Raw genomic sequence first — 22,643 nt, 5'->3', positions numbered from 1 at the left:
AGGTAATTGCCTCGGCTTTTTATTTGTTACCAATATGTTAATCGCAAAATCTCAGATTTTGATTCACGCCGCCTGTTCGCGTTCCGGCAGGAGGGCTTCGCCCTTCTTTTCGCGGATCAGATTGATGAACCGGCGGAAGAGATAATGCGAATCCTGCGGGCCGGGCGACGCTTCCGGATGGTGCTGCACGGAGAAGACCGGCTTGCCGATGACGCGCAAACCGCAATTGGTGCCGTCGAAAAGCGAGACGTGGGTTTCTTCGACATTCTCCGGCAGCGATTCGGAATCCACCGCAAAGCCGTGGTTCATGGAAACGATTTCTACCTTGCCGGTTGTGTAGTCCTTGACCGGATGGTTTGCGCCGTGATGGCCTTGATGCATTTTCTCGGTGCGGCCGCCAAGCGCCAGCGCCAGCATCTGGTGTCCAAGGCAGATGCCGAAAACCGGCAGGCCGCTGTCAACCAGCTTGGCAATGGTTGGCACGGCATATGCGCCGGTGGCTGCCGGATCGCCGGGGCCGTTCGACAGGAATACGCCATCGGGATTATAGGCCAGCACGTCATCGGCGGTTGCCGTTGCAGGCAGAACCGTCACCTTCGCACCAAGGCCTGCAAGCAGGCGCAGAATGTTGCGCTTCACGCCGAAATCGAGCGCGACCACATGATATTGCGGGCTGTCGAGTTCGCCGAAGCTTTCGCCCTTGATCCAGGGCGTTTCGTTCCAGACCTGGCTCTGGCCGATGGTGACATCCTTAGCGAGATCGAGATTTTCCAGACCGCTCCAGCCGGCAGCGCGGTCCTTCAAGGCGTCGATGTCGAACTTGCCGTTCGGATCATGCGCGATGACGGCATTCTGCGCGCCCCGTTCGCGGATCAGCGCGGTGAGGGCGCGCGTGTCGATGCCTGCAAGCGCAATGACGCCGCGGGCTTTCAGCCATGCATCCAGGTCTTCGCTGGAGCGATAATTGGACGGTGCGGTGATATCGGCCTTGAAGATCGCGCCGACCGCGCCGTGGCGGTTGGCTGGCGTCAGGTCTTCGATGTCTTCGACATTGGTGCCGACATTGCCGATATGCGGGAAGGTGAAGGTGACGATCTGCCCGGCATAGGACGGATCGGTCAGGATTTCTTCATAACCGGTGAGCGCCGTGTTGAAGACGACTTCCGCTTCGATTGCGCCGGTCGCGCCGAGGCCCTTGCCTTCGATCACGGTGCCGTCAGCAAGAACCAGAACGGCGGTTCGCTTTTCGGTTGTCCAGGGTGCGGTTTTCGGGGTCGTTTCGGTCATGTGTGCACTCCTGTTTGATTTGCGGCACCTAGATCCGCGCCGCGTTTAATGTTTTAGCGTTTCCGTACGCGCTGATGTTCCATCCCTCCAGCTTCACCTGTTACCGGTGAATGGCTTGAAAGACGGAGCGTCAATGGTCATATACGCGCCAACAGGCGACGGGGTCATATATGCGCCAAAAGGCAGCGGGGATTTCAAATCTCCCACTGTGAGCATGTACCGATGTCCTGCTAAGCCTTGATCAATAGAGAAACTTGATCGCCGGGTCAATCGTCCGAGCGGGCTCATTGGGGAAATAATCGCGAGCTTTCTCGCATTATTGTTCTGCGAGGGGGTAGTTCGGACAGTGCGTGACAGCGCGCGATTGCTTTATGGGTCACGTTGCGCGTAAGAAGAAACAAACACCGTCAGGAGATAATTCGATGCTTCGCCAGGAGATTTCCCAGGCCCTCACAACCGCGCTCAAGGCGCAGGACAAGCGCCGCACGTCGACGCTGCGCCTTATCCTGGCTGCCGTGAAGGATCGCGATATCGCAAACCGTTCCGCAGGCAAGGACCCGGTCGGAGACGAGGAATTGCTGGGCATTCTCGGCAAGATGGTCAAGCAGCGCGAAGAATCGGCGCGCATCTATGAAGAAGGCAGCCGCATTGAGCTCGCTGACGCCGAGCGCGAGGAAATTGTCATTATCTCCGAGTTTCTGCCGCAGCAGATGACTGAGGAAGAAGTGAAGAAGGCTTGCGAGGACGTCATCGCCGAAATTGGCGCGCAGGGTCTGCGCGACATGGGCAAGTGCATGGCCATCCTGAAAGAGCGCTATGCCGGCAAAATGGATTTCACCAAGGCAAGCGCGCTGGTGAAATCGCTTCTGCAGTAATCCTTGCTCTGACACGAAATGAAGAAGGCCCCGCCAAAAGCGGGGCCTTCTTGTTTCACCAGCCATGCAGATGTTATGCCGGGCAATCGAAAACAGTCAGTGAGATCGTTTGTCATGACTACTGCTCTGCTCATCATTGATGTTCAAAACGATATTGTGGCCGGGATGGGTACGCCTGAGCGTCAGCCTCTGATTGACCGCGCTCTGGACGATGTTGTTGCCCGATTGAGCGCGGTGAAGGCAAGAGCACATGCTGCCGGGATTCCGGTTATCCTCGTGCAGCACGATGGCGGACCGGGGGATGTGCTCGAAAAGGGCACGCAGGGTTGGGCGATCCGGGACGAGCTTTCACCTCAGGCAAACGACATCGTGGTTGAAAAGACCAGTTGCGATTCATTTCACGAAACTGAGCTTCAGGACCGGCTGAATGAACTGGCGATCACGCATCTGGTTATCGGCGGTTGCCAGACGGAGTACTGCGTTGACACGGCGGTGCGCCACGCAATATCGCTCGGCTATGATGTGACATTAATTGCCGATGGGCACGCGACTGGCGATACGGCGAGCTTGCAGTTCTCCGATATCGTGGCCCACCACAATGAGACGCTTAACGGGTTCCGGGCAGGAAGCACCCGTGGCCGAACCGCCAACGCCGCCGATATAACGTTTTAACCGCGTTAGCTCTGCTTGACGGTCTTGAGGCGGGTTTCGCTCAGCAGGCCCTGTTCTTCCAGAACCGGATAGGCCATGGAAGCCAGCAGCGAATTGATCTGCTTCAGGTCGCGGATCGTATCGAGATGGATGGTGCTGGTCTCGATGCTGCGGGTTGACCCTTCGCGCAGACGCGAGAAGTGGCGCAGGCTGGTCTGCTTTTCCAATTCGCGCAGGCGGTCCTTTTCCTGAACGAGCTGGCGCGCCGTGCGCCCGTCACGCGACACGACCACATTGAAAGCCAGATGCGCATTGGCCAAAACCATCGCGTGGAAGTGGCTGAGTTCCTCCCAGCCTTCCTCGGTGAATTCCAGCTTGTGGTCCATCTTCTTTTGCACCTGCGCCAGCATGTTGCGCACGATGATGTCGCCCACCTGTTCGAGCTTCACGCAGGCGCCAAGCAATTCCTGCATCCGCAAGGATTCGAACTCGTTGAGATCGTTTGCGGCCAGTCGGGTGAGGTAAAGTTTGATCGCCGCATGTTTCTTGTCCACACGGTCGTCGAGGGCGGCCAGCTCGTTGATACGGGCCTGATCCGGCTTTTCGTAGAGATCGATGATGCGGCGCAGCATCACCTCAACCGTATCGCAGACACCCACCACTTCGCGGGTGGCATTGGCCAGCGCCTGAGACGGACGGTTGAGCACGCCCGTGTCGAGGGCGCTATACTCTTCCATTTCGATGGGCTGCGCGGGTGCAGCCGTCTTGTCGGCATTGAGGCGAACGAGCGCTTCGGTGGTGCGCAGTACCAGCCCGGAGAGGGGAATTCCCGCCAGCATGACGATTACGTTGAACAGAATATGCGCGTTGACGACCTGCGATACGGGATCAGCGCCGAGGAATGCAATCGACGGCTTGAAGGTCTCATAAAGCACCAGCATGACCAGCGAGCCTGCGCCGCGCATCAGCAGGTTGCCGAGCGGCACCACGCGGGTTTCCGGCGGAGCATTGCGGGTGAGGATCGGCGCGATGATCGATGAACCGAGATTGACGCCAAGCACCATGACCACAGCCAATTCCGGATGAATGAGGCCGCGCGATGCGAAGGTGGTCAGCAAAATGACGGCTGCAACGCTGGAATGGAACAGCCATGTCATCAGCGCGGCCAGCAGATAGGTGGTAATGGGATCGCTCGACAGATAATCGACAATCACTGGCAGAAGCTCGCTCTGGCGCAGGGGCTCGGTCGCTTGCCCGGTCATTTCCAGCGACATGATCAGAAGGCCGATGCCGACCAGAATGCGCCCGATCTGCCGCCAGTCGCGGCGCTCGGTGGTCATGAAAATGCCGGTGCCGATCACAAGGCAGAGCGGAACGAGAATGGTCAGGTCATAGCTCAAAATCTTGACGACCAGCGCCGAGCCGAGTTCACCGCCGCGCACAGCCATCAGGCCCGCGACGCCGCTGACGAAGCCAGATCCGACGAAGGAACCGACCAGAAGTGTCACTGCCGTGGAGCTTTGCAGGGCGACCGCAAGCACCAGACCGAAGGCAACCGATAGAAGCGGGTTCTGCATCTGGTTGCGCAGGCGTCTGCGCAGACGGTCGCCATAAGCGCGCTCCACCCCAGTTCGCACCATGCGGGTGGCCCACAAAAGCAGGGCGACAGCCCCGGCAAGGTGCAAAAGGACCAAGGAACCATTCACGGCGAAATCCCTTCGGGTTGGCGGTTGACGTTGAAAGCTGGAATTATCTCTATAAAGCGAAGAAATTATGTTCCGGCTAATGAAATATCCAAGAGATATGGGCTTATTCGCGCATAAAATCAACAGGGCAGTACCGAATGTAAAAGTTATATGACAGTTTTGTGACAGCTGCGTGGCCATCATGCAGTTCAGACAGAAGACTGTGATTAGCGGGGAGGGATATCCGCGCGCGATGGACTGTCACAACCAGCGCGCCTATATACTCTATGCAAGACACGCCCGCAGTCGGGCCGAGCTGAAAGTGAAATCTGTAATGCGTTTCCCACCCTCCTTTCTCGATGAGATCAGAGATCGTGTGCCGATCTCGACGCTGATCGGAGCACGGGTTTCGTTCGACCGCAAAAAGAGCAATCCGCCGAAGGGCGATTTCTGGGCCTGTTGTCCGTTCCACGGCGAAAACACGCCGAGCTTCCACTGCGAGGACCGCAAAGGACGTTACCACTGTTTCGGCTGCGGCGTGACTGGCGATCACTTCAAGTTTCTGACCGAACTGGAGGGCCTGAGCTTTCCCGAAGCCGTGGAGCGCGTGGCCGATATGGCGGGCGTTCCCATGCCCGCGCGCGATCCGGAAATGGAAAAGCGTGAGGCTGAGCGCGCAACGCTTTATGACGTCATGGAACTGGCGGCGCAGTTTTTCGAAGGGCAGCTCCAGAGTGCAGCTGGCGCGAAGGCGCGCGCCTATCTGCGCGATCGCGGCCTTTCCAGCGCGACACAGCAGGCGTTCCGTATGGGTTATGCGCCGGAATCGCGCAATGCCCTCAAAGAGTTTCTGGCCAGCAAGGGCGTGTCCCGTGATCAGATCGAGGCTTGCGGTCTGGTGGTGCACGGCGAGGGCATCGCCGTTTCCTATGACCGCTTTCGCGACCGCGTCATGTTCCCGATTGAGGATCTGCGCGGACGTATCATCGCGTTCGGCGGTCGTGCGCTTTCTGCCGATGCGCCTGCCAAATATCTGAACTCGCCGGAAACCGAACTGTTCCATAAAGGGCGGGTGCTTTATAACGGTCTGCGCGCGCGCAAGGCCTGCCAGCCGCAAAACGGCGAACCGGCCAAGCCGATCATCGCCGTTGAAGGCTATATGGATGTGATCGCGCTGGCGCAGGCGGGGTTTCACCATGTCGTGGCGCCGCTCGGTACGGCGCTGACCGAGGAGCAGCTTGAACTTCTCTGGCGCATCAGCCCGGAGCCGGTGCTTTGCTTCGACGGCGACGGCGCGGGTCTCCGCGCCGCCTATCGCGCTGCCGATCTCGGTCTGCCGACCTTGCAGCCGGGCAAATCGCTGCGTTTTGCGCTGTTGCCGGAAGGGCAGGACCCGGACGATCTGGTCAAGGCGGAAGGTCCGGCGGCGTTTCAGGCCGTGCTGCGTGACGCCAAGCCGCTGGTCGATATGATCTGGACCCGCGAAACCGTGGGCGGCGTGTTCGACACGCCGGAAAAACGTGCCGAACTCGAAGCGCGTCTGCGTGAGATCACTAGCCGCATCGCCAATGAGGATATTCGCCGCCATTACGCTCAGGACATGCGCGAACGCGCCCAGGCATTCTTCGGGCAGGGGCGGCAGCAGGGCGGCCAGCGAAACGGGGCGTTCAATCGGCGCAACGATAACGGGCGCGGACGCGGCGGTCCCGGCATGGGCGGCGGTGGACGCCTGACGATCTCCGACAGCCTTGTTCGTTCCACGCTGGTCAAGGGCGGGCGGCCCGGTGCGGGCACCCATGCGCCGCTGCGGGAAACGGCAATTGTGCTGACATTGCTCAATCATCCTCGTCTGATCGAGGAAGATTTTGAAACGATTGCCGGGCTCGATCTGGCGCATGATGCGTTGAAGACGCTGCATCTGGCCATGCTCGACGTTCTGGCCTCAGACCATGTGGACGATGGCCTGGCCATGCGTCACGCGCTGGTCGGTGCCGGGCACCGTGATTTGATCGAAACGCTGGAACAGGCTGTGAAGGGCGCACGACTCTGGACGGCAACCGCGCTTGCGGCGGAAGACGATGCGCGGGAAGCTTTGCGGCAGGCGCTTCACTTGCATCAGCGCGCCCGCACACTACATAAGGAGCTGCGAGCCGTTGAGGCCGCACTGGAAACCGATGAGACGGGCGAACTTTATGCGCGCCTCATCGATATACAAAATCAGATTTTAAAGGCAGATGCGACGGAAGCGCTGATTGATGGTTTCGGTCTGTCGTCCGGACGCCCTCCCGGCGGTTTCTGATTCGGATTGCCCGAATCACTTTATTGAAAAGCGCCGGGTATACGGGGTTGCAGATGGCCAATCGCGCTCTAATTAGAGCATTTCCAGCAAAAGTGCGTAGCGGTTTTGCGTAGGATAATGCGTAAAAACAAATAGATAGAGCGGTCTCCCGATTCCGTTTTAACCGGAACCGCTCTAGCCCGCGAATGGGTCGCGACAACAAATGATTCGCTTTTTGGAGGCGAATCAGGTGAGTCGCTCTTGACGTATGGCGTAAATGACGGAATCACGACAGTTCGAACAAGGATAGAACGGATACCGATGATGTTCCGATACCTCTGCTCCGTGTGAAGCGGGATGCGGGACAAGGGCAAAAACCGTTGCGATGACCTGAAGTCACCGGATCTGCCCACAGAAAATCGATCACGATGGAGCCTGATACCGAGGGCAGGGTTAATCCGCCATTAACGGCAAATCAGCTACTCGCAGAATCAACCGGCGGCTTGCAGCCTCGCAAAACCGTTCGGACACTCTATATATCTTAAAAGCGACCGGGGTCGCCTGGAGAAGAACATATGGCAACGAAGGTTAAGGAAAACGAAGAAGCCGAAGTCGAGCGCGAAGGTGCCGCCGACGGTCCGCTTCTCGACCTTTCTGACGATGCTGTCAAGAAGATGATCAAGGTCGCGAAGAAGCGTGGCTATGTGACCATGGACGAGCTGAACGCCGTTCTTCCTTCCGAGGAAGTGACGTCGGAACAGATCGAAGACACCATGGCCATGCTGTCCGACATGGGCATCAACGTCGTTGAAGACGACGAGCAAGACAACGATCGCGAAGAAAATAACGACGACGACGCGGAAGAAGGCGGCGATCTGGTCGAGGCGGGCGGCACTGCCGTTGCCACCACGACGACCAAGAAAGAGCCGACCGACCGCACTGACGATCCCGTGCGCATGTATCTGCGTGAAATGGGTTCGGTGGAGCTTCTGTCGCGCGAAGGCGAAATCGCCATTGCAAAGCGCATCGAAGCCGGTCGCGAAACGATGATTGCCGGGCTGTGCGAAAGCCCGCTGACCTTCCAGGCCATCATCATCTGGCGCGATCAGCTGAATGAATCCAACATTCTCCTGCGCGAAATCATCGATCTCGAAACCACCTATGCCGGTCCGGAAGCCAAGCAGGCCCCGGTAATCGAGCGTGTGGAAGAAGAACGCCCGCGCGACGACAAGCCGGCGCGCCGTTCGCGTGACGACGACGACATCACCAATGTCGGCGGCGACATGCCGGCGGAAGAGGAAGAAGAGGACGAGGACGAAGCCAACCTGTCGCTGGCGGCCATGGAAGCCGAACTGCGTCCGCAGGTCATGGAAACGCTCGACCTCATCGCCGATACCTACAAGAAGCTGCGCAAGCTGCAAGACCAGCAGGTTGAAGGCCGTCTGGCCGCGACTGGCGAACTCTCCTCCAGCCAGGAGCGCCGCTATAAGGAACTGAAAGACGAGCTTATCACGGCCGTGAAGTCGCTCTCTCTCAACCAGAACCGCATCGAACAGCTGGTCGAACAGCTTTACGATATCAACAAGCGTCTGGTTCAGAACGAAGGCAAGCTTCTGCGTCTGGCTGAATCGTTTGGCGTGCGCCGCGACGAGTTCCTCAAGGAATATCAGGGCCACGAACTCGACCCGAATTGGGTTGAGCGCGTCGGTCTGCTGTCGGCTCGCGGCTGGAAGGATTTCGCCACCAAGGAAGTGGGCACGATTGCCCGTCTGCGCAGCGAAATTCAGAATCTCGCCACTGAAACCGCGATTTCGATCGGCGAATTCCGCCGCATCGTCAATCAGGTGCAGAAGGGCGAACGCGAAGCCAGCATCGCCAAGAAGGAAATGGTCGAGGCCAATCTGCGTCTCGTGATTTCCATCGCTAAGAAATACACCAACCGTGGTCTGCAGTTCCTCGATCTCATTCAGGAAGGCAATATCGGCCTGATGAAAGCGGTCGATAAGTTCGAATACCGTCGCGGTTACAAGTTCTCGACCTATGCGACCTGGTGGATTCGTCAGGCGATCACCCGTTCGATTGCCGATCAGGCGCGCACCATCCGTATTCCGGTGCATATGATCGAAACGATCAACAAGATCGTTCGCACGTCGCGCCAGATGCTGCACGAAATCGGTCGCGAGCCGACGCCGGAAGAACTGGCGGAAAAGCTCGCCATGCCGCTCGAAAAAGTGCGCAAGGTGTTGAAGATCGCCAAGGAGCCGATCTCTCTCGAAACGCCGGTCGGCGACGAGGAAGATTCACATCTGGGCGATTTCATCGAGGACAAGAACGCGCTTCTGCCGATTGACGCCGCCATTCAGGCGAACCTTCGCGATACGACGACCCGCGTTCTGGCTTCGCTGACGCCGCGTGAAGAGCGCGTTCTGCGTATGCGTTTCGGTATCGGTATGAACACCGACCACACGCTTGAAGAAGTCGGTCAGCAGTTCTCGGTTACCCGCGAACGTATCCGTCAGATCGAAGCGAAGGCGCTGCGCAAGCTCAAGCATCCGAGCCGTTCGCGCAAGCTGCGTTCGTTCCTCGATTCTTAAAACCGGAGGAAACCATGTCGTTTTTGAAGCGCCTGTTCGGCGGCGGTGGCGAAGCCGCTGAGAAATCAGCCGAGCCGAAAGAGGCCGGTCGCATCGAGCACAAGGATTTTCTGATTGTTGCCACACCTTACAGCGAGGGCGGTCAGTATCAGGTGTGCGGTGTGATCTCCAAAACGATCAATGGTGAGCTGAAGGAATATCGTTTCGTTCGCGCTGATCGCTGCCCTGGTATCGAAGATGCCGCCAGCATTGCGCTGAACAAGGGTCGTCAGATCGTGGATGAGCAAGGCGAGCATATCTTCCGCTGATCATCTCCATTTCAAATGAAAGCGCCGCGCATGGGATCATGCGCGGCGCTTGTTATTCATCTGTCCGGCGGACCGGATCAGTGCGGATGGCACACAAAAGCAACCATTCTGCGCACAATCGGCAAAAGCATCAGCAGAACGGGGAAAGCTACGATCCACGAAACCACCCATGAACTCATCCAGTTGGATGCAAGTTCGGGATGGGCAAAACCAAGGCTTTTTGCCGTGGCGATCAGGGAAACCACAAGCGTCATCAGCATCGAAAGAATGAGCGGCATGACGATAGAGGCGTAACGCGCTGGCAGCTTTCTGCGACGCGCTGGGTCATAATTTGACATAAGAATACCTGAAATTCAGAGCGGAAAGCGGAACACAACGTCAGTGCATCGGCGGCCGTTTCCGGTCGGTTGATGCGTTGCCTGACGTTAGACGCTTACGATCATTGAGATGACGGTTTTGCTTAGCCCAGGCAGATCGGGCTTTCAATAGTCAATTGGCAGTATCAATTAGAGCAGTTCCTGTTTTATCGGAATCATTGGGACTGCTCTATCCATTTGTTTTTTCGCATTGTCCTACGCAAAACCGCTTCGCACTTTTGCTGGAAATGCTCTAGCCGTGATTGGGGCGGCGATTTGTCCACGCTATTCCCGACATAATTCCGATATAGGCTCAGACATGACCGACAAACCTTTCTGGAAAACCAAAAAGCTCAATCAGCTGACCCGCAGCGAGTGGGAAAGCCTGTGCGACGGTTGTGGCCAGTGCTGTCTGCATAAGTTGCTGGACGACGATACCGACGAGATTTATTTGACGAGCGTGGCCTGTACGCTGCTCAACCCGGAAACCTGCCAGTGCCGTGATTATCCAAATCGCAGGGCTACCGTGCCGGATTGCGTATTCCTGACGCCGAAAATCGTCGATGAAGTGAACTGGTTGCCTTTCACCTGCGCCTATCGCCTCGTCGCCGAAGGCTCCGACCTTTATTGGTGGCATCCGCTGGTTTCCGGTTCGCGGGAAACCGTGCATGAAGCCGGAATTTCCGTGCGCGGCAAGGTAACCGCCTTCGATCACGACATGAAAGACGACGAAGATTATCTCGATCACATGGTCGTGCCGGATTGAGCTGAGCGTAATTTATAACATTGCTTAAATTTAATAGAGAGCGGAATGGTTTTTGTACCTCTCTTAATCCTTTGAACTTATTGTATTTTATGACGTACCTTTGAATGTCCTCGGCTTTACTGAATGGCCGATGAACGACGGCTTTTCTTTTCGTTCATCTTCCAGGGGCTAAGTGTCGGCTGTCTCAGGCGGAGGGCCTGACACTCAATTGGAAGAGGTTCAACATGTCCGCTATTTCGCTCAAGTCGTTTGCCGTTACCGCTGCGCTCGGTCTTGCCGCTGTCTTTACGGTCGGCGCATCGGCGAATGCCGCGTCTCCGATGAGCGGCCCGGCTGTCAGCACCGCTGCCCATGCCGCAGTTATTGATGTCGATTATCGCGGCCGCCCGCATCATGGTCGCCCGGCCTATCGCGGGCCAGCCTGCTCGGTTGAAACTGCCAAGATGAAGGCGCATCGCATGGGCATTCGCAATGCGCGTGTCATGTATCGCGGCAAATCCGTGCAGGTGCGCGGCTATCGTCACGGCCGTCCAAGCGGCGTTGTATTCGCCAATGCGCGCGGCTGCCCGATCATCCGTTAATGGGATGCACAGATAAAAGAAAAAGGGGCGCCTGTCGCCCCTTTTTGTTGTCTGGAACTGTCGTTATTCCTTGGGCTGTGTGATCTCGTAGACGACATTGACCGAAACATTGAAGCTGTTTTCGCCAGCCGCGACCGGCACCGAGTCTTCCGGAGCGGCGGCAGCCATCGTTTTGAACTGGCCACGTGCGATTGGCATCGGCATGGGCGGACGGCCCTGTTCGGTGATTTCAATAACGCGACCGAGACCGACCCCTGCGGCATCGGCAAGCGTCTTGGCCTTGGCGGCAGCGTCGGCCACGGCGCGCTTGCGCGCTTCGTTGATGGTCGCAGCCGGATTGTCGTTGACGAAGCTCAGATCGCCGCCCTGATTGACGCCGAGCGTGATGGACTGGTCCAGCACTTCGCCCACCTTGGCGAGATCGCGAACGCGCACCGTCAGGCTGTTGGAGACCGCATAGCTTGTGATGCTGGGCTCCTTGAGGCCATTCTTGTCATCGGGAAAGACATAACGCGGCTGAATATTGATGCCGCCGGTCTGAAGATCGCGTTCTTCGATGCCAGCCTTTTTCATGGCGTCGAGAACCTTGGCCATGGCTTCGTTATTGGCGGTCATCGCTTCGCGCGCGGTCTTTGCTTCGCGCAGAACGGTGAGATTGAGAATCGCCATATCGGGAGCGGCAGTCGTGGTGCCTTCACCGGTCACGGCAATGCGCGCAGGCTGTCTCGACATCTGGTTCTCCTGGGCTGCGGCAGGCAGGGCGAGAGCGCCTGCGAGCATGATTGCCGAAAAAGAGGCTGCTATAAGCGTGGTAGCGCGGTTTTTCATGAAATCTCCTGTAGAGAATGTTGAGGCAGCTTATTGTGAGCGATCCGGATTTGCCGGCCCGCTTTGTCATTGAAATCGTTAGTTTCTTAAGTTCCCTCTCATGCGCATCGCCATGATATAAGAATGGAAATGCCCGTTTAATGCAACCGGGAGCTTCAAATCCTGACCATCGTGGCCTGCTGATGCCATGCATCGCAATCGAATATGTGCGCATTAGGGCGGCTGACAGATTTGACAGTTGTATCTTCCTTTTCTTTAGGGTACGTGCAGTGTTGCGTGGGGCCTGTAGCTCAATTGGTTAGAGCCGGCGGCTCATAACCGCTTGGTTGGGGGTTCGAGTCCCTCCGGGCCCACCATTCTCTTTAAAAGCAACGACTTGCAGAACGGCCTTCGTGTTTCGGCGGCTGGGCATATTCCGTTTGTGCTTCTCCTCTTTCAGACCCCCACCATTCTTGATCCTGACCGCCCTGCTGGCCTCGCGCTGCTCGAATTGCGGAACCATATTCTCAAATTTTCAACAAATTTTTAGGTCTTTGTTAAGGAAATAGTAACGCAATGTTATAATTTTTTAACATGCGTGATTTTGTAATATTATGGAGGTTTTGGGCGATGAGAAAAAATGCAACCACCGTTGCGTTAGCACTGGCAGGGTTGGTAGCGAGTTCTCTCGTGGCGACGGCAAAGACGAATTATATCGGAGAATTCAGGGACTGGGGTGTTTATCAAAACACTGATCTTCCCGGTAACAAATGCTATGCTTTGACGGTTCCGATTAAATTTCATCCCGTCGATGTCAGGCACGGCGATAATTTCATTATTATTTCCAAGTCGGGCGGGCAATACAGCCCTCAGCTTGTCATGGGCTATGATCTCAAGTCAGACAATGCCGTGAATGTCATGGTTGACGGCACCGCATTTCCATTCTTCAGCGAAGGCAATCGCGCCTGGGCGGAAAATGTCGCCGACGAAACGCGGATCATAAAGGCAATGCGTGCAGGCAAGACGGTCAATGTACAGGCGGTTTCGGCGCGCGGCACGCAGACGCGCTATACATTCTCGCTGATCGGGCTGTCAGCATCGCTCCAGCGCGTGGATGGCTGCTAATACAGCCACCAGAGAAAGACCCCGCCATTGGGCGGGGCCTTAGGGGGGCGTTAAAGTCCAAGGAACTTGAACGGTTCGGTTTCCTTGAACTGATCGTTGGCCAAGCCGGAGAAGGTATTGGTCTGGTCGGGTCCGAGATCAAGCTTCTTCACCTTGCCGGTTTCGGGCGAAAAATCGACCTTGTTGAGGTCAATCCAGAATGTATTCGGCGTCAGTGCGGATTCGAAGAAATAGAGCTTGCGCTTGTGGTCGGCCACGGTGCGCCAGCGGGTCGATGAAATATTCGGCTGATCCGGCGTGCTGATGCCGAACGGCACCGAGACATTGCGAATCACGCTAAAAACGCTGGCAATGGTCTTCACAGGATCTTCTGTTTTCGGAATGGCGTCGACGTAGAACGAAGCCCGGGCAAAGCGGTCAGCGGCGCGATTGGTGCCCGGCAGCATGACGGTTCCGCCGATATCCTTCCAATAGGCGTTGAGCGCCAGCTGCTGGTCGAAGGTGGGCGAATTGGTCATCACCGGATATTGCTTGCCGTGGTGGATGACCTGCTTGCCATCAATATATTCGATGATGGCGCTGTCGCCGCTGGAATCGGACATGGCGAGATGCAGCGTCGCGAGGCGATCTTCGCCTGGCACCTTGTCCGTCACGATATTGAACGGATTGTCGCTCAGCGCTTTGACGGCTTCATCGACGGTTGCAAAATTGTCGAGGACATATTGCGCCCAGGCGGCAATGCTGAGGCTTGGATGCTTTTCATCGAAGGGTGGATATTCCGATTCCACAAGCCAGAGCACGCTGGCCGAAAGTCCCGCTTCATTGAGGCCGTCGGTGGTTGAAATGTCATAGCCGGATGCAATGACGCTGCCATATTTGGATTGCCACTGCACGGAATTCGGCCCAGCTTCGCCGGAACGCTTCATGCCGCGCGGGAAAATCCACAGATTGGTCGCCACATCGACCTTCCAGTCCATGGAACGCGCCGTGATGATCTGGTCATTGGCGCCGTGATAGACGAGGCGTGTGCAGGCCTTGGCGACAGGAGCAGCAATCATGCTGCCTGCTACGAGCATTGCCGTGCAAGTAGCAGCAAAAGAACGTTTCAATATCGTCATGGATGGCCCCTGTTGTGACTTCGTTTCAATGCAAGATCGGAACGGATCGGCGTGCAAAGCCCCGTAGCGCGATATAGGGCAAAGGGTAGCGAAGAAAAGCGTAGGCGCTGCCGCTTTCCGTCCTGTGAACTAGTGATGTCCTGTATTGCCGTCGGGCTTGCGATTGGCGCCCAGAAGGATGACTTCCAGAAGCCACGGCGTCTTTTCGATGACTTCGGACAGATCGTTAGCGTTAATGCCGAAACCGGCTTCCTTCAGCAGCGTGTCTGCGGCTGCGCCCGAACCGTTCTTCTTGTCGAGAGACAGATGGTGCGCGCGGCGCAGCAGCATTTCCGCCGGGGTAAAGCCGCCTTCCGCGAGGCTCTTTTCTATTCGGCGTTGAAGCTCTTCTGGAAGAAGCATAGTGCAATTGCCCTCATCGATCCTTGGTGTTGTTTGATACCGTACGGTTTGGATAGGTTCCGCCCGACGTTTCACCCATCACTATAGATAGGCCTATTGAACAATTTGAGAATATGAAAAGTAAAATCGTCGGATCACCCACGGAGGAAGGCAGTTCCGTCGATGAACAAAATTTTGCCGTTGTTTCCCTTGTTTGGCGATTTGATGCCTCTTACATAAGGCACTAGCCCGTCCGGGGAACGACATGGTGATTTTGATCGGTGTCGGGAAGGGTTTTGTCTATAGTCAAAACAGTAAAACGGTTTGCAATGGCCACCCTACGTTATTTTACATGGCCCATGATCTTTACAGTCGTGGGTCTCGCGGCTGCCGTCTGGCTCGGATACGAGATGACGGGCACTTTCGGGGGAATGGTATCCGTTTTCATCATCTGCGCCGTCCTGAGCGTCCTTGAGATTTCTCTTTCCTTCGACAATGCCATCGTCAATGCGCGCATTCTGCGCGACATGACACCCGAGTGGCAGCATCGCTTCCTGACATGGGGCATCGTCATTGCTGTTTTCGGCATGCGGATCGTTTTCCCGCTGGCCATCGTAGCGGTCGCCATGTGGACGGACCCGATTTCAGCGCTCAAACTCGCCATCTGGCAACCAAATGAATATGCCCGGGTGATTGCGGAATCGCATACCGGTATCGCGGCATTCGGCGGCACCTTTCTGCTGATGGTGGGCATGAAATATTTTTTCGACGTCGAGAAGGATGTGCACTGGATCAAGGCTATCGAAAGCCGCATGTCCAAATTCGCTTCCGTGCAGGGCGTGGAAATCGGCGTTGCCATCGCGCTGATCCTGTTCTTCTCCTACCAGCTGGATGCCGTTCATTCGCACACATTCCTCGTTGCAGGCCTGTTTGGACTTCTGACCTTCCTCGCGGTCGAGGGGCTGGGCGAAGTGCTGGATGCCACGCAGGAGCAGATGGACATGGTCCATCGTGGCGGTCTTGGCGCTTTCATCTATCTCGAAGTCCTTGATGCGAGCTTCTCGTTTGACGGCGTCATCGGCGCCTTCGCGCTGACGACAAACCTCTTCATCATCGCCATCGGTCTTGGCATCGGCGCCTTTTATGTGCGCTCGCTCACCATCATGCTGGTGGAGCGCAAGACGCTCGGCCAATACCGCTATCTGGAACATGGCGCGTTCTATGCCATCCTCGTTCTGGCGGTGGTTATGTATGTACAGACGCTGGTTCACATACCGGAAGTCATTACCGGCCTCATCGGCGCAGTGCTGATCGGCCTCTCCTTCATGTCGTCGCTGCGCTATAACCGGCTTAATCCGCACTGGCAGGACGACAGCGAAGAGGCCATTGGCCATTAAACTTCGACATCGATGACAAAAGGCGGCTTAGGCCGCCTTTTTTATTGCCCCGGATGATATGGTTTGCCAGTAGCCAATTTGGCCGAATCGACAGAACCATCGAGGGGAACCCATGATCATTACTCGCTTGAGCAAGACGGCTTTCGTGGCGGCGATCGCATTCTTTGCCACGTTGGTGGCCTTCGGCAATATCACCGATTACGGCACCAATTTCGCATTCGTTCAGCATGTGCTGATGATGGACACGATCTTTCCCGATGCATCGATCAAATATCGCGCCATCGACAATCCAACCCTGCATCATGCGGGTTACATCCTTATCATTGCGGCTGAAACGCTGACCGCGATCCTGTGCTGGATCGGCGCCTTCGCGATGCTGGGGCGGTTGACGGATCGCGCCGCCAGTTTCAACCGTTCCAAGAAGTGGGCCATTGCCGGGCTTTCGCTCGGCTTTCTGGTCTGGCAGGTCGGCTTCATCTCGATGGGCGGGGAATGGTTCGGCATGTGGATGTCGCAGACATGGAATGGCATAGAATCGGCCTTCCGATTCTTCATCACCATCATTGCCGTGCTGATCTATGTGGTCATGCCCGATGGAGAGTTAGAGTAAATGTGCGGCTGAAGCAGGCTCGTCAACCAGTTCGACGCCAGCCTGCTTCATCTGTTCCAGCATGGCGTTCATGGAGCCGTTGAGGTCAATGCCGCGGCAGGCATCGAGCCGTACACGCACCTGAAATCCTTGCGCAACCGCATCCAGCGCGGAATAGGCGACGCAGAAATCGGTTGCGAGACCGGCCAGCGTCAGCGAGCCGATGCCGCGCTCGCGCAAGTAACCGGCAAGGCCGGTCGGCGTTTCACGGTCGTTTTCGAAGAAAGCCGAATAGCTGTCGATGCCGAAACGGAAGCCTTTGCGGATGACGAGCTGCGCCCGCGTCCATTGCAGGGCAGGGTGAAAATCTGCGCCATAGCTGCCTTGCACACAATGATCCGGCCAGAGCGTTTGCGGCCCGTAGGGCATCTCAACCGTGTCGAAAGGTGCCTTGCCCGGATGGGTGCTGGCGAAGCTCGAATGACCGGCAGGGTGCCAGTCCTGCGTCAGGATGACGTGCTCGCTTTCCTCGATCAGCCGATTGACGGCGGGCAGGATTTCATCGCCACGGGCGACGGCCAGAGCGCCGCCGGGGCAGAAATCGTTCTGGACATCGACGACAATAAGGGCATGACCGATCATAAGCGCTCCTGCTTCGTTTCCCAGCTTTTCACCGCGACTATAATGAGCCCGTTTCGTTGAAACCAGCGAATATGCACGTTCTGGTATAACATGGATAAGGATGCTAGGGACGCCACTGACCAGTGACAACAAAGGCAGGGATCACCATGACAGACGAAATCACGCGCGATAGCAACGGCACGCAATTGAATGACGGCGATTCCGTCACGCTCATCAAGGATCTGAAAGTTAAGGGAACCTCGACGACGCTGAAACGCGGCACGATGGTCAAGGGCATTCGCCTGACCGGAAATCCCGCCGAAGTCGATTGCAGTACCAAACAGGTCAAGGGTTTGGTGCTGAGAACCGAGTTTCTAAAGAAAGCTTGATTTAAGCGTCGATCTCCACGCGACCGCGCGGACGGCTGCAACAGGCGAGAATGTAGCCTTCCGCGATTTCATCATCGCGGATGCCGCCATTGTGGTTCATTTCGGTCTCGCCGCCGAGGCACTTGACCTTGCATGTGCCGCAAATACCGAATTCGCAGGCGCTCGGTATTTTCAGGCCGCCATTACGGGCGGCGAGCAGGATGGTGTCGTTTTCGGTGCATTCGACTTCGACGCCCGAAAGGCTGAAGACCACGCTGGCTGCCGCCACCGCGGGCGCTGCCGGAGCCGCAGCAGCGGCGGCAGGCGCGGCGGGTGCAAGTGCGCTGGGTACAGGCACCGACGAGATTTCGCTCGCGGGTTGAAAACTCTCCTGATGATAATTGGCCATGTCGAAGCCGGATTGTTCCAGCAATCCGCGCACGCCGTTCATGAACGGCTCTGGGCCGCAGCAGAACACCTTGCGGTGCTGGAAATCCGGTGCCAGCAGTTCAAGCCGCGCCCGGTCGATGCGTCCGTGCAGGCCCGGCCAGACATGGCGGGCGGATGACTGCTCGACAATAAAGGCAAGCCGCATTGCATCCATACGACCGGACAGCAGTTCCAGTTCCTTGCGGAAGATGATGTCATCCGGTGTGCGGGCGCAATTGATGAAGGCTATGTCGGTTCCCGGTGCGCAGTCGAACAGCCAGCGGGTCATGGAAACCATCGGCGTGATGCCGGAACCAGCCGAGATGAACAGGTATTTTTCGCTCGGATGATTGGCGAGCGAAAAGTCGCCGTTCGGGCCGTAGGCCTTGATCTTCATCGGCGGGCGCAGATTGTCGAGCATCCAGCGGGTGCCGATGCTGTCCTTCTGTGCCTTGACCGTCACCGAAATATGGTAGGGCCGCGACGGCGTGGAGGACAGCGTATAAGTTCTGAGCACAGGGCCGAGACCGTCGGCCCGTTCCAGCGGCAGTTCCAGCGTGACGAACTGGCCCGGCGTATAGCGGAACCAGTTGCCTTCCTCGGTCTTGAAGGAGAAGGTCATCACATCGGGCGCTTCTTCGATGGCCGAAATGCATTCCAGCATTTGCAGCCTGTCGTTCCACGGCAGCATCTCGTCCAGATATTTCAGAGGCTGCATGGCCTTCTCGCTTCTCAATTCGTATTTCGGTCCTGTGCCGATCAGGCCACGCGGCTAAGCTTGGCCGTTTCACCGCTGAGGCGCGGCGTGATCGTGTTGGTGTACCATTCGAGGAACTGCATCACGCCGCCTTCATGCTCGACCGAATAGGGCCCGGGCTGGTAGGCGGGCGAGCGGATGCCGACGGCATTTTCCTCGACGATCTGCCGATCCTGATCATTGGTCTGTAGCCACACATGGGTCAGCTCGTCCAGATCGTAATCGACGCCTTCAACCGCATCCTTGTGCACCAGCCACTTGGTGGTGACGAGGGTTTCTTCCGCGCTGATCGGCAAGACGCGGAAGGAAATGGCGTGGTCGGCCATCAAATGGTTCCAGGTGGTCGGATAGTTGAAAAGCAGCATCGCGCCGATATTGGTGCTACCTGCAACCTGATCGCTCAGTGGCTTCTTGACGGCAGCCTTGCCCGACATGGTGTAGCTCACGGCATCGCGCAGAAGCGGAATGCGGGTGATGCGATAACGACCATCTTCGGACATTTTGAATTCCGCAGGCAGGCCAGCGCTGGCGCAGTTCTTCCAGAGCTGGTTGATTTCCGGGTCTTCCATCACGCCCTGAACGCCGGTCGCCGATGGCGCTTCGGGATAGGTGCGGCAGAGTTCCGGATGGTTGGCGGCGCAGTGATAGCACTCGCGATTGTTTTCCCAGACGAGCTTCCAGTTGCCCTTTTCGATGATCGAGCTTTCGAAAGCGACCTTCGCGTCCTTGATATTGTGCGGCGCGAGATAAGGTTCGACGAGATTGCGGAAGGAGGCAAAATCCGGCGCTTCGTCGGCGACGCAGATATAGATATAGCCTGCGACGGTCTCGCAATGCACCTGCTTCAGGCCATAGTCGGCGGGCTTGAAGTCCGGGCCGACCTGACGCGCGAAGAGCAGGCGTCCATCCAGCTCATAGGTCCACTGGTGATAGGGGCAGACGAGCTTGGCGGCCGTGCCTTTTTCGGCAGAGCAGATGCGCGAGCCGCGATGGCGGCAGGAATTGTGGAAAGCGCGAATGCTGCCCTGCGCGTCGCGCACGATGACGACCGGATAGGCGCCGACCTGCACGGTCATGTAAGAGCCGGTCTTCGGGAGTTCGCAATCATGGCCGACAAACAGCCAGTCGCGATAGAAGATGTTTTCCAAATCCAGCTTGTAAAAATCCGGATCGGTGTAAAACTTCTGCTCCAGGCTGAAATTGGGATCGCGCCCGGTCAAAAGCCCCAGCATTTCCCCCAGCACTTTATTGCGAACGTCCATCATCACGACCCTTGCTTCATCTTCGTTAGGATCGGCATTTGCTGTTCTCCCAGCGACCTTGGCCTGATCCGGTGTTCCCTTTGCCTTCCAGAAGCCCGGCTTTTGCCGCTACATCAATGGCTTGTTCGTTCCCGTATCGGGTTTCGAACTGGCTTCCGTTGTCATGATTCAATCACTGAACTGTTCTAAACGCGCATTGGGATGCGACATGGATTTCGCGTAAAGACGACACGCCAAAATGTCGCTTTTGCGGCAGGCGGGACGGACCGCAAATATGCGTGACCGCTGACATGCAAAGCATTTCCGGGATTGCCAACAGGCAGAAAAGATAGTTACCACACGAACCAGACAAAAACTGTTTCATTCCGTGGGAGGCCCAGAGGTCATGAAGCGCTCAGAAATCAACGAGATTATCCGCGAAAGCGACGCGTTTATCCGCTCATTCGGCTATATTATGCCGCCCTTCGCCTATTGGACCCCGGAAGAGCTGAAGCAGCGGACGAGCAGCGACGCCGCTGCCATCCGCGATGCGCGTCTGGGCTGGGATATTACGGATTACGGCCAGGGCAAGTTCAAGGACCTCGGCCTTTTCCTGTTTACGACACGCAACGGCAATGCCGATGACCTCAAGCGCGGCGGCGGCATGCTTTATGCCGAAAAGATCATGATCTCGCGCGAGAACCAGCTGTCGCCGATGCATCGCCATGTGGTGAAGGCCGAAGACATCATCAATCGTGGTGGCGGTACGCTGGTGCTTGAACTGTTCAATTCGCTGCCGGACGGCAGTGTCTGCGAACAGTCCGATGTTACGGTCGCGACCGATGGTCGTCTTGTGACGCAGAAGGCGGGCGCGCATCTGAAACTGTCGCCCGGCGAAAGCGTGACGCTTCTGCCCGGCAACTGGCATGCCTTCTGGGGCGAGGGCGGCGACGTGCTGATCGGCGAAGTCTCGACCGTCAATGACGATCTCACCGACAATATTTTCCGCGAGCCGATTGGCCGTTTTTCGAATATTGAAGAAAACGAGAAGCCCTTACACCTCTTGGTTTCCGATTACGACAAGTGGCTCTGAGCCAAACTGAAGGACTGAACATATGAAGCTGGCGATGATCGGAACGGGCTATGTGGGTCTGGTGTCGGGTGTGTGTTTTGCCGAATTCGGCTTCCACGTCACCTGTGTCGACAAGAACCCGTCGATCATCGAACGGCTTGAGGCGGGCAAGGTCACGATTTTCGAGCCGGGCCTCGACGAATTGCTCACCCGCAACATTCGTGATGGACGGCTGGATTTCAGCACCGATCTCGCATCGAGCGTCGCCGATGCGGATGTGATTTTCATTGCGGTCGGCACGCCTTCGCGGCGCGGCGACGGGGAGGCGGACCTGCAATATATCGAGGCGGCGGCAGATGAGATTGCTGCGGCAATGAAGCCGGGCGCCGTGGTTGTTATCAAATCCACGGTCGTCGTCGGCACCAATGCGCGCATCCGCGACCGCATAGCAGCGGCGCGTCCGGGTGTGCCGTTCTCCATGGTTTCCAATCCGGAATTCCTGCGCGAAGGCTCGGCCATCGAGGATTTCATGCGGCCCGACCGCGTTGTGGTCGGCGTAGAGGACGAGAGCGGCAAGGCTGCGATGCAGCGCCTCTATCGTCCGCTTTATCTGCGCGAAACGCCGATGGTCGTGACATCGCTCGAAAATGCCGAGATCATCAAATATGCAGCCAATGCATTTCTGGCAATGAAGGTGACCTTCATCAATCAGGTCGCGGATCTGTGCGAGAAGACTGGCGGCAATGTGCAGGAAGTGGCGCGCGCCATCGGGATGGATAACCGCATCGGTTCGAAATTCCTGCATGCTGGCCCGGGCTTTGGCGGCTCCTGCTTCCCGAAAGACACACGCGCCTTTGCAGCAACCGGCAAGCGCTACGCCGCGCCGCAGTCGTTGATCGAGGAAGTGATCGCCATCAACGAAACGCGCAAGCAGTCAATGGCGGAGCGCATCGTTTCCGCCGCGAAGGAAAGCGGTGCAAAGACGGTCGCGGTGCTCGGCATCGCGTTCAAGCCGAATACCGACGATATTCGTGAATCTCCGGCCCTGGATATTGTGACGGCGATCCAGAAGGCAGGACTTTCGGTGCGCGCCCACGACCCGGAAGCTATGGATGCGGCCAAAGCCGTTCTGCCGGGTGTGATCTGGTGCAATTCGGCTTATGAAGCGGCGGAAGGGGCCGGCGTGGTGGCGCTTCTGACCGAATGGAACGCCTATCGGGCGCTGGACCTGAAGCGCGTCGCAAAAGCGATGGCTGGCAACGTACTGATCGACCTGCGCAATGTTTATAAGGCGGAAGATATTGCCGAGACCGGCCTCGATTATCGGTCGGTCGGCCGTAGGCTGAAAGGCTGAAGC

At 57.1% G+C, this 22,643-nt stretch carries 22 protein-coding genes and 1 tRNA gene; 14 read left to right on the top strand and 9 right to left on the bottom strand.

The features are described 5' to 3' along the window. Window positions 1–63: 63 nt before the first annotated feature. On the bottom strand, window positions 64–1,287 hold the full coding sequence (gene carA, locus JAU75_RS15075; protein ID WP_199057321.1) for a glutamine-hydrolyzing carbamoyl-phosphate synthase small subunit: 1,224 nt from the start codon (window positions 1,285–1,287) through the stop codon (window positions 64–66). Between the two features lie 422 nt (window positions 1,288–1,709). On the opposite strand from carA, the gene JAU75_RS15070 reads away from it, so the two are divergent. Next, a complete protein-coding gene (locus JAU75_RS15070; RefSeq protein ID WP_199057320.1) occupies window positions 1,710–2,162 on the top strand; it encodes a GatB/YqeY domain-containing protein in 453 nt (150 codons plus the stop codon). Between the two features lie 114 nt (window positions 2,163–2,276). Further along, on the top strand, window positions 2,277–2,834 hold the full coding sequence (locus JAU75_RS15065; RefSeq protein WP_199057319.1) for a cysteine hydrolase family protein: 558 nt from the start codon (window positions 2,277–2,279) through the stop codon (window positions 2,832–2,834). A 5-nt stretch (window positions 2,835–2,839) separates the two neighbouring features. On the opposite strand, the gene JAU75_RS15060 is transcribed toward JAU75_RS15065, so the two are convergent. Then, window positions 2,840–4,519, bottom strand: a complete 1,680-nt coding sequence (locus JAU75_RS15060) for a Na/Pi cotransporter family protein (protein ID WP_199057318.1) — start codon at window positions 4,517–4,519, stop codon at window positions 2,840–2,842. Window positions 4,520–4,832: 313 nt separating this feature from the next. On the opposite strand from JAU75_RS15060, the gene dnaG reads away from it, so the two are divergent. From dnaG to JAU75_RS15040, 3 genes are all read left to right on the top strand, one after another. Continuing rightward, window positions 4,833–6,797 (top strand): DNA primase, encoded by a 1,965-nt coding sequence (gene dnaG / locus JAU75_RS15055; protein WP_199057317.1) that lies wholly within the window; start codon window positions 4,833–4,835, stop codon window positions 6,795–6,797. Window positions 6,798–7,351: 554 nt separating this feature from the next. Beyond that, window positions 7,352–9,370: an RNA polymerase sigma factor RpoD gene (rpoD, locus tag JAU75_RS15045; RefSeq protein WP_199057316.1), complete on the top strand. Its 2,019-nt coding sequence runs from the start codon at window positions 7,352–7,354 to the stop codon at window positions 9,368–9,370. A gap of 14 nt (window positions 9,371–9,384) precedes the next feature. After that, window positions 9,385–9,678 (top strand): HlyU family transcriptional regulator, encoded by a 294-nt coding sequence (locus JAU75_RS15040; RefSeq protein WP_199057315.1) that lies wholly within the window; start codon window positions 9,385–9,387, stop codon window positions 9,676–9,678. A gap of 77 nt (window positions 9,679–9,755) precedes the next feature. On the opposite strand, the gene JAU75_RS15035 is transcribed toward JAU75_RS15040, so the two are convergent. Next, window positions 9,756–10,016, bottom strand: a complete 261-nt coding sequence (locus JAU75_RS15035; protein WP_199057314.1) for a DUF2798 domain-containing protein — start codon at window positions 10,014–10,016, stop codon at window positions 9,756–9,758. Between the two features lie 337 nt (window positions 10,017–10,353). Here JAU75_RS15035 and JAU75_RS15030 point away from each other — a divergent pair, with 337 nt between their 5' ends. Continuing rightward, window positions 10,354–10,800, top strand: coding sequence for a YcgN family cysteine cluster protein (locus JAU75_RS15030; protein ID WP_199057313.1), 447 nt, complete (start codon window positions 10,354–10,356; stop codon window positions 10,798–10,800). A 224-nt stretch (window positions 10,801–11,024) separates the two neighbouring features. Further along, window positions 11,025–11,381: an antifreeze protein gene (locus tag JAU75_RS15025; protein ID WP_199057312.1), complete on the top strand. Its 357-nt coding sequence runs from the start codon at window positions 11,025–11,027 to the stop codon at window positions 11,379–11,381. 63 nt (window positions 11,382–11,444) lie between these two features. Here the strand turns inward: JAU75_RS15025 and JAU75_RS15020 are convergent, their stop codons facing one another. Next, on the bottom strand, window positions 11,445–12,209 hold the full coding sequence (locus JAU75_RS15020; RefSeq protein WP_199057311.1) for an SIMPL domain-containing protein: 765 nt from the start codon (window positions 12,207–12,209) through the stop codon (window positions 11,445–11,447). 279 nt (window positions 12,210–12,488) lie between these two features. Between JAU75_RS15020 and JAU75_RS15015 the strand changes: the two genes are divergently transcribed. Next, window positions 12,489–12,565, top strand: a tRNA-Ile gene (locus JAU75_RS15015). Window positions 12,566–12,818: 253 nt separating this feature from the next. Then, complete coding sequence (locus tag JAU75_RS15010) at window positions 12,819–13,313, top strand: invasion associated locus B family protein (protein ID WP_199057310.1); 495 nt, start codon at window positions 12,819–12,821, stop codon at window positions 13,311–13,313. A 50-nt stretch (window positions 13,314–13,363) separates the two neighbouring features. Here JAU75_RS15010 and JAU75_RS15005 read toward each other — a convergent pair whose 3' ends face one another. Beyond that, entirely contained in the window at window positions 13,364–14,431 is a 1,068-nt protein-coding gene (locus JAU75_RS15005) for a linear amide C-N hydrolase (RefSeq protein WP_199057309.1), read from the bottom strand. A gap of 129 nt (window positions 14,432–14,560) precedes the next feature. Further along, window positions 14,561–14,833: a hypothetical protein gene (locus JAU75_RS15000; protein WP_199057308.1), complete on the bottom strand. Its 273-nt coding sequence runs from the start codon at window positions 14,831–14,833 to the stop codon at window positions 14,561–14,563. A 308-nt stretch (window positions 14,834–15,141) separates the two neighbouring features. On the opposite strand from JAU75_RS15000, the gene JAU75_RS14995 reads away from it, so the two are divergent. Together JAU75_RS14995 and JAU75_RS14990 are read left to right on the top strand one after the other, a co-directional pair. Continuing rightward, window positions 15,142–16,209, top strand: coding sequence for a DUF475 domain-containing protein (locus tag JAU75_RS14995; protein ID WP_199057307.1), 1,068 nt, complete (start codon window positions 15,142–15,144; stop codon window positions 16,207–16,209). A gap of 112 nt (window positions 16,210–16,321) precedes the next feature. Continuing rightward, window positions 16,322–16,819 carry a DUF2165 domain-containing protein gene (locus JAU75_RS14990; RefSeq protein ID WP_199057306.1) on the top strand — a complete coding sequence of 166 codons (498 nt, stop codon included), beginning with the start codon at window positions 16,322–16,324 and terminating at the stop codon, window positions 16,817–16,819. Here the strand turns inward: JAU75_RS14990 and pncA are convergent. Continuing rightward, window positions 16,811–17,440 (bottom strand): bifunctional nicotinamidase/pyrazinamidase, encoded by a 630-nt coding sequence (gene pncA, locus JAU75_RS14985; protein ID WP_199057305.1) that lies wholly within the window; start codon window positions 17,438–17,440, stop codon window positions 16,811–16,813. The two genes, JAU75_RS14990 and pncA, sit on opposite strands and share 9 nt — an antisense overlap. A gap of 146 nt (window positions 17,441–17,586) precedes the next feature. On the opposite strand from pncA, the gene JAU75_RS14980 reads away from it, so the two are divergent. Continuing rightward, entirely contained in the window at window positions 17,587–17,808 is a 222-nt protein-coding gene (locus tag JAU75_RS14980) for an alkylphosphonate utilization protein (RefSeq protein WP_121536434.1), read from the top strand. 1 nt (window position 17,809) lies between these two features. Here the strand turns inward: JAU75_RS14980 and JAU75_RS14975 are convergent, their stop codons facing one another. Both JAU75_RS14975 and JAU75_RS14970 read right to left on the bottom strand, forming a co-directional pair. Beyond that, the gene (locus JAU75_RS14975; protein WP_199057304.1) at window positions 17,810–18,934 is read right to left on the bottom strand and encodes a hybrid-cluster NAD(P)-dependent oxidoreductase; all 1,125 of its coding nucleotides are present in this window, start codon (window positions 18,932–18,934) and stop codon (window positions 17,810–17,812) included. A gap of 41 nt (window positions 18,935–18,975) precedes the next feature. Continuing rightward, window positions 18,976–20,235 carry an aromatic ring-hydroxylating dioxygenase subunit alpha gene (locus JAU75_RS14970; RefSeq protein WP_199057303.1) on the bottom strand — a complete coding sequence of 420 codons (1,260 nt, stop codon included), beginning with the start codon at window positions 20,233–20,235 and terminating at the stop codon, window positions 18,976–18,978. A gap of 385 nt (window positions 20,236–20,620) precedes the next feature. Here JAU75_RS14970 and JAU75_RS14965 point away from each other — a divergent pair, with 385 nt between their 5' ends. Together JAU75_RS14965 and JAU75_RS14960 are read left to right on the top strand one after the other, a co-directional pair. Further along, on the top strand, window positions 20,621–21,307 hold the full coding sequence (locus tag JAU75_RS14965; RefSeq protein WP_199057302.1) for a D-lyxose/D-mannose family sugar isomerase: 687 nt from the start codon (window positions 20,621–20,623) through the stop codon (window positions 21,305–21,307). A 22-nt stretch (window positions 21,308–21,329) separates the two neighbouring features. Continuing rightward, window positions 21,330–22,640 carry a UDP-glucose/GDP-mannose dehydrogenase family protein gene (locus tag JAU75_RS14960; protein ID WP_199057301.1) on the top strand — a complete coding sequence of 437 codons (1,311 nt, stop codon included), beginning with the start codon at window positions 21,330–21,332 and terminating at the stop codon, window positions 22,638–22,640. The last annotated feature ends 3 nt before the right edge of the window (window positions 22,641–22,643 follow it).

The organism is Ochrobactrum sp. Q0168, from assembly GCF_016427605.1.
GTDB lineage: Bacteria > Pseudomonadota > Alphaproteobacteria > Rhizobiales > Rhizobiaceae > Brucella.
The sequence above is the reverse complement of the archived record's forward strand: the minus strand, read 5'-3'. Positions and strand labels throughout refer to the sequence as shown.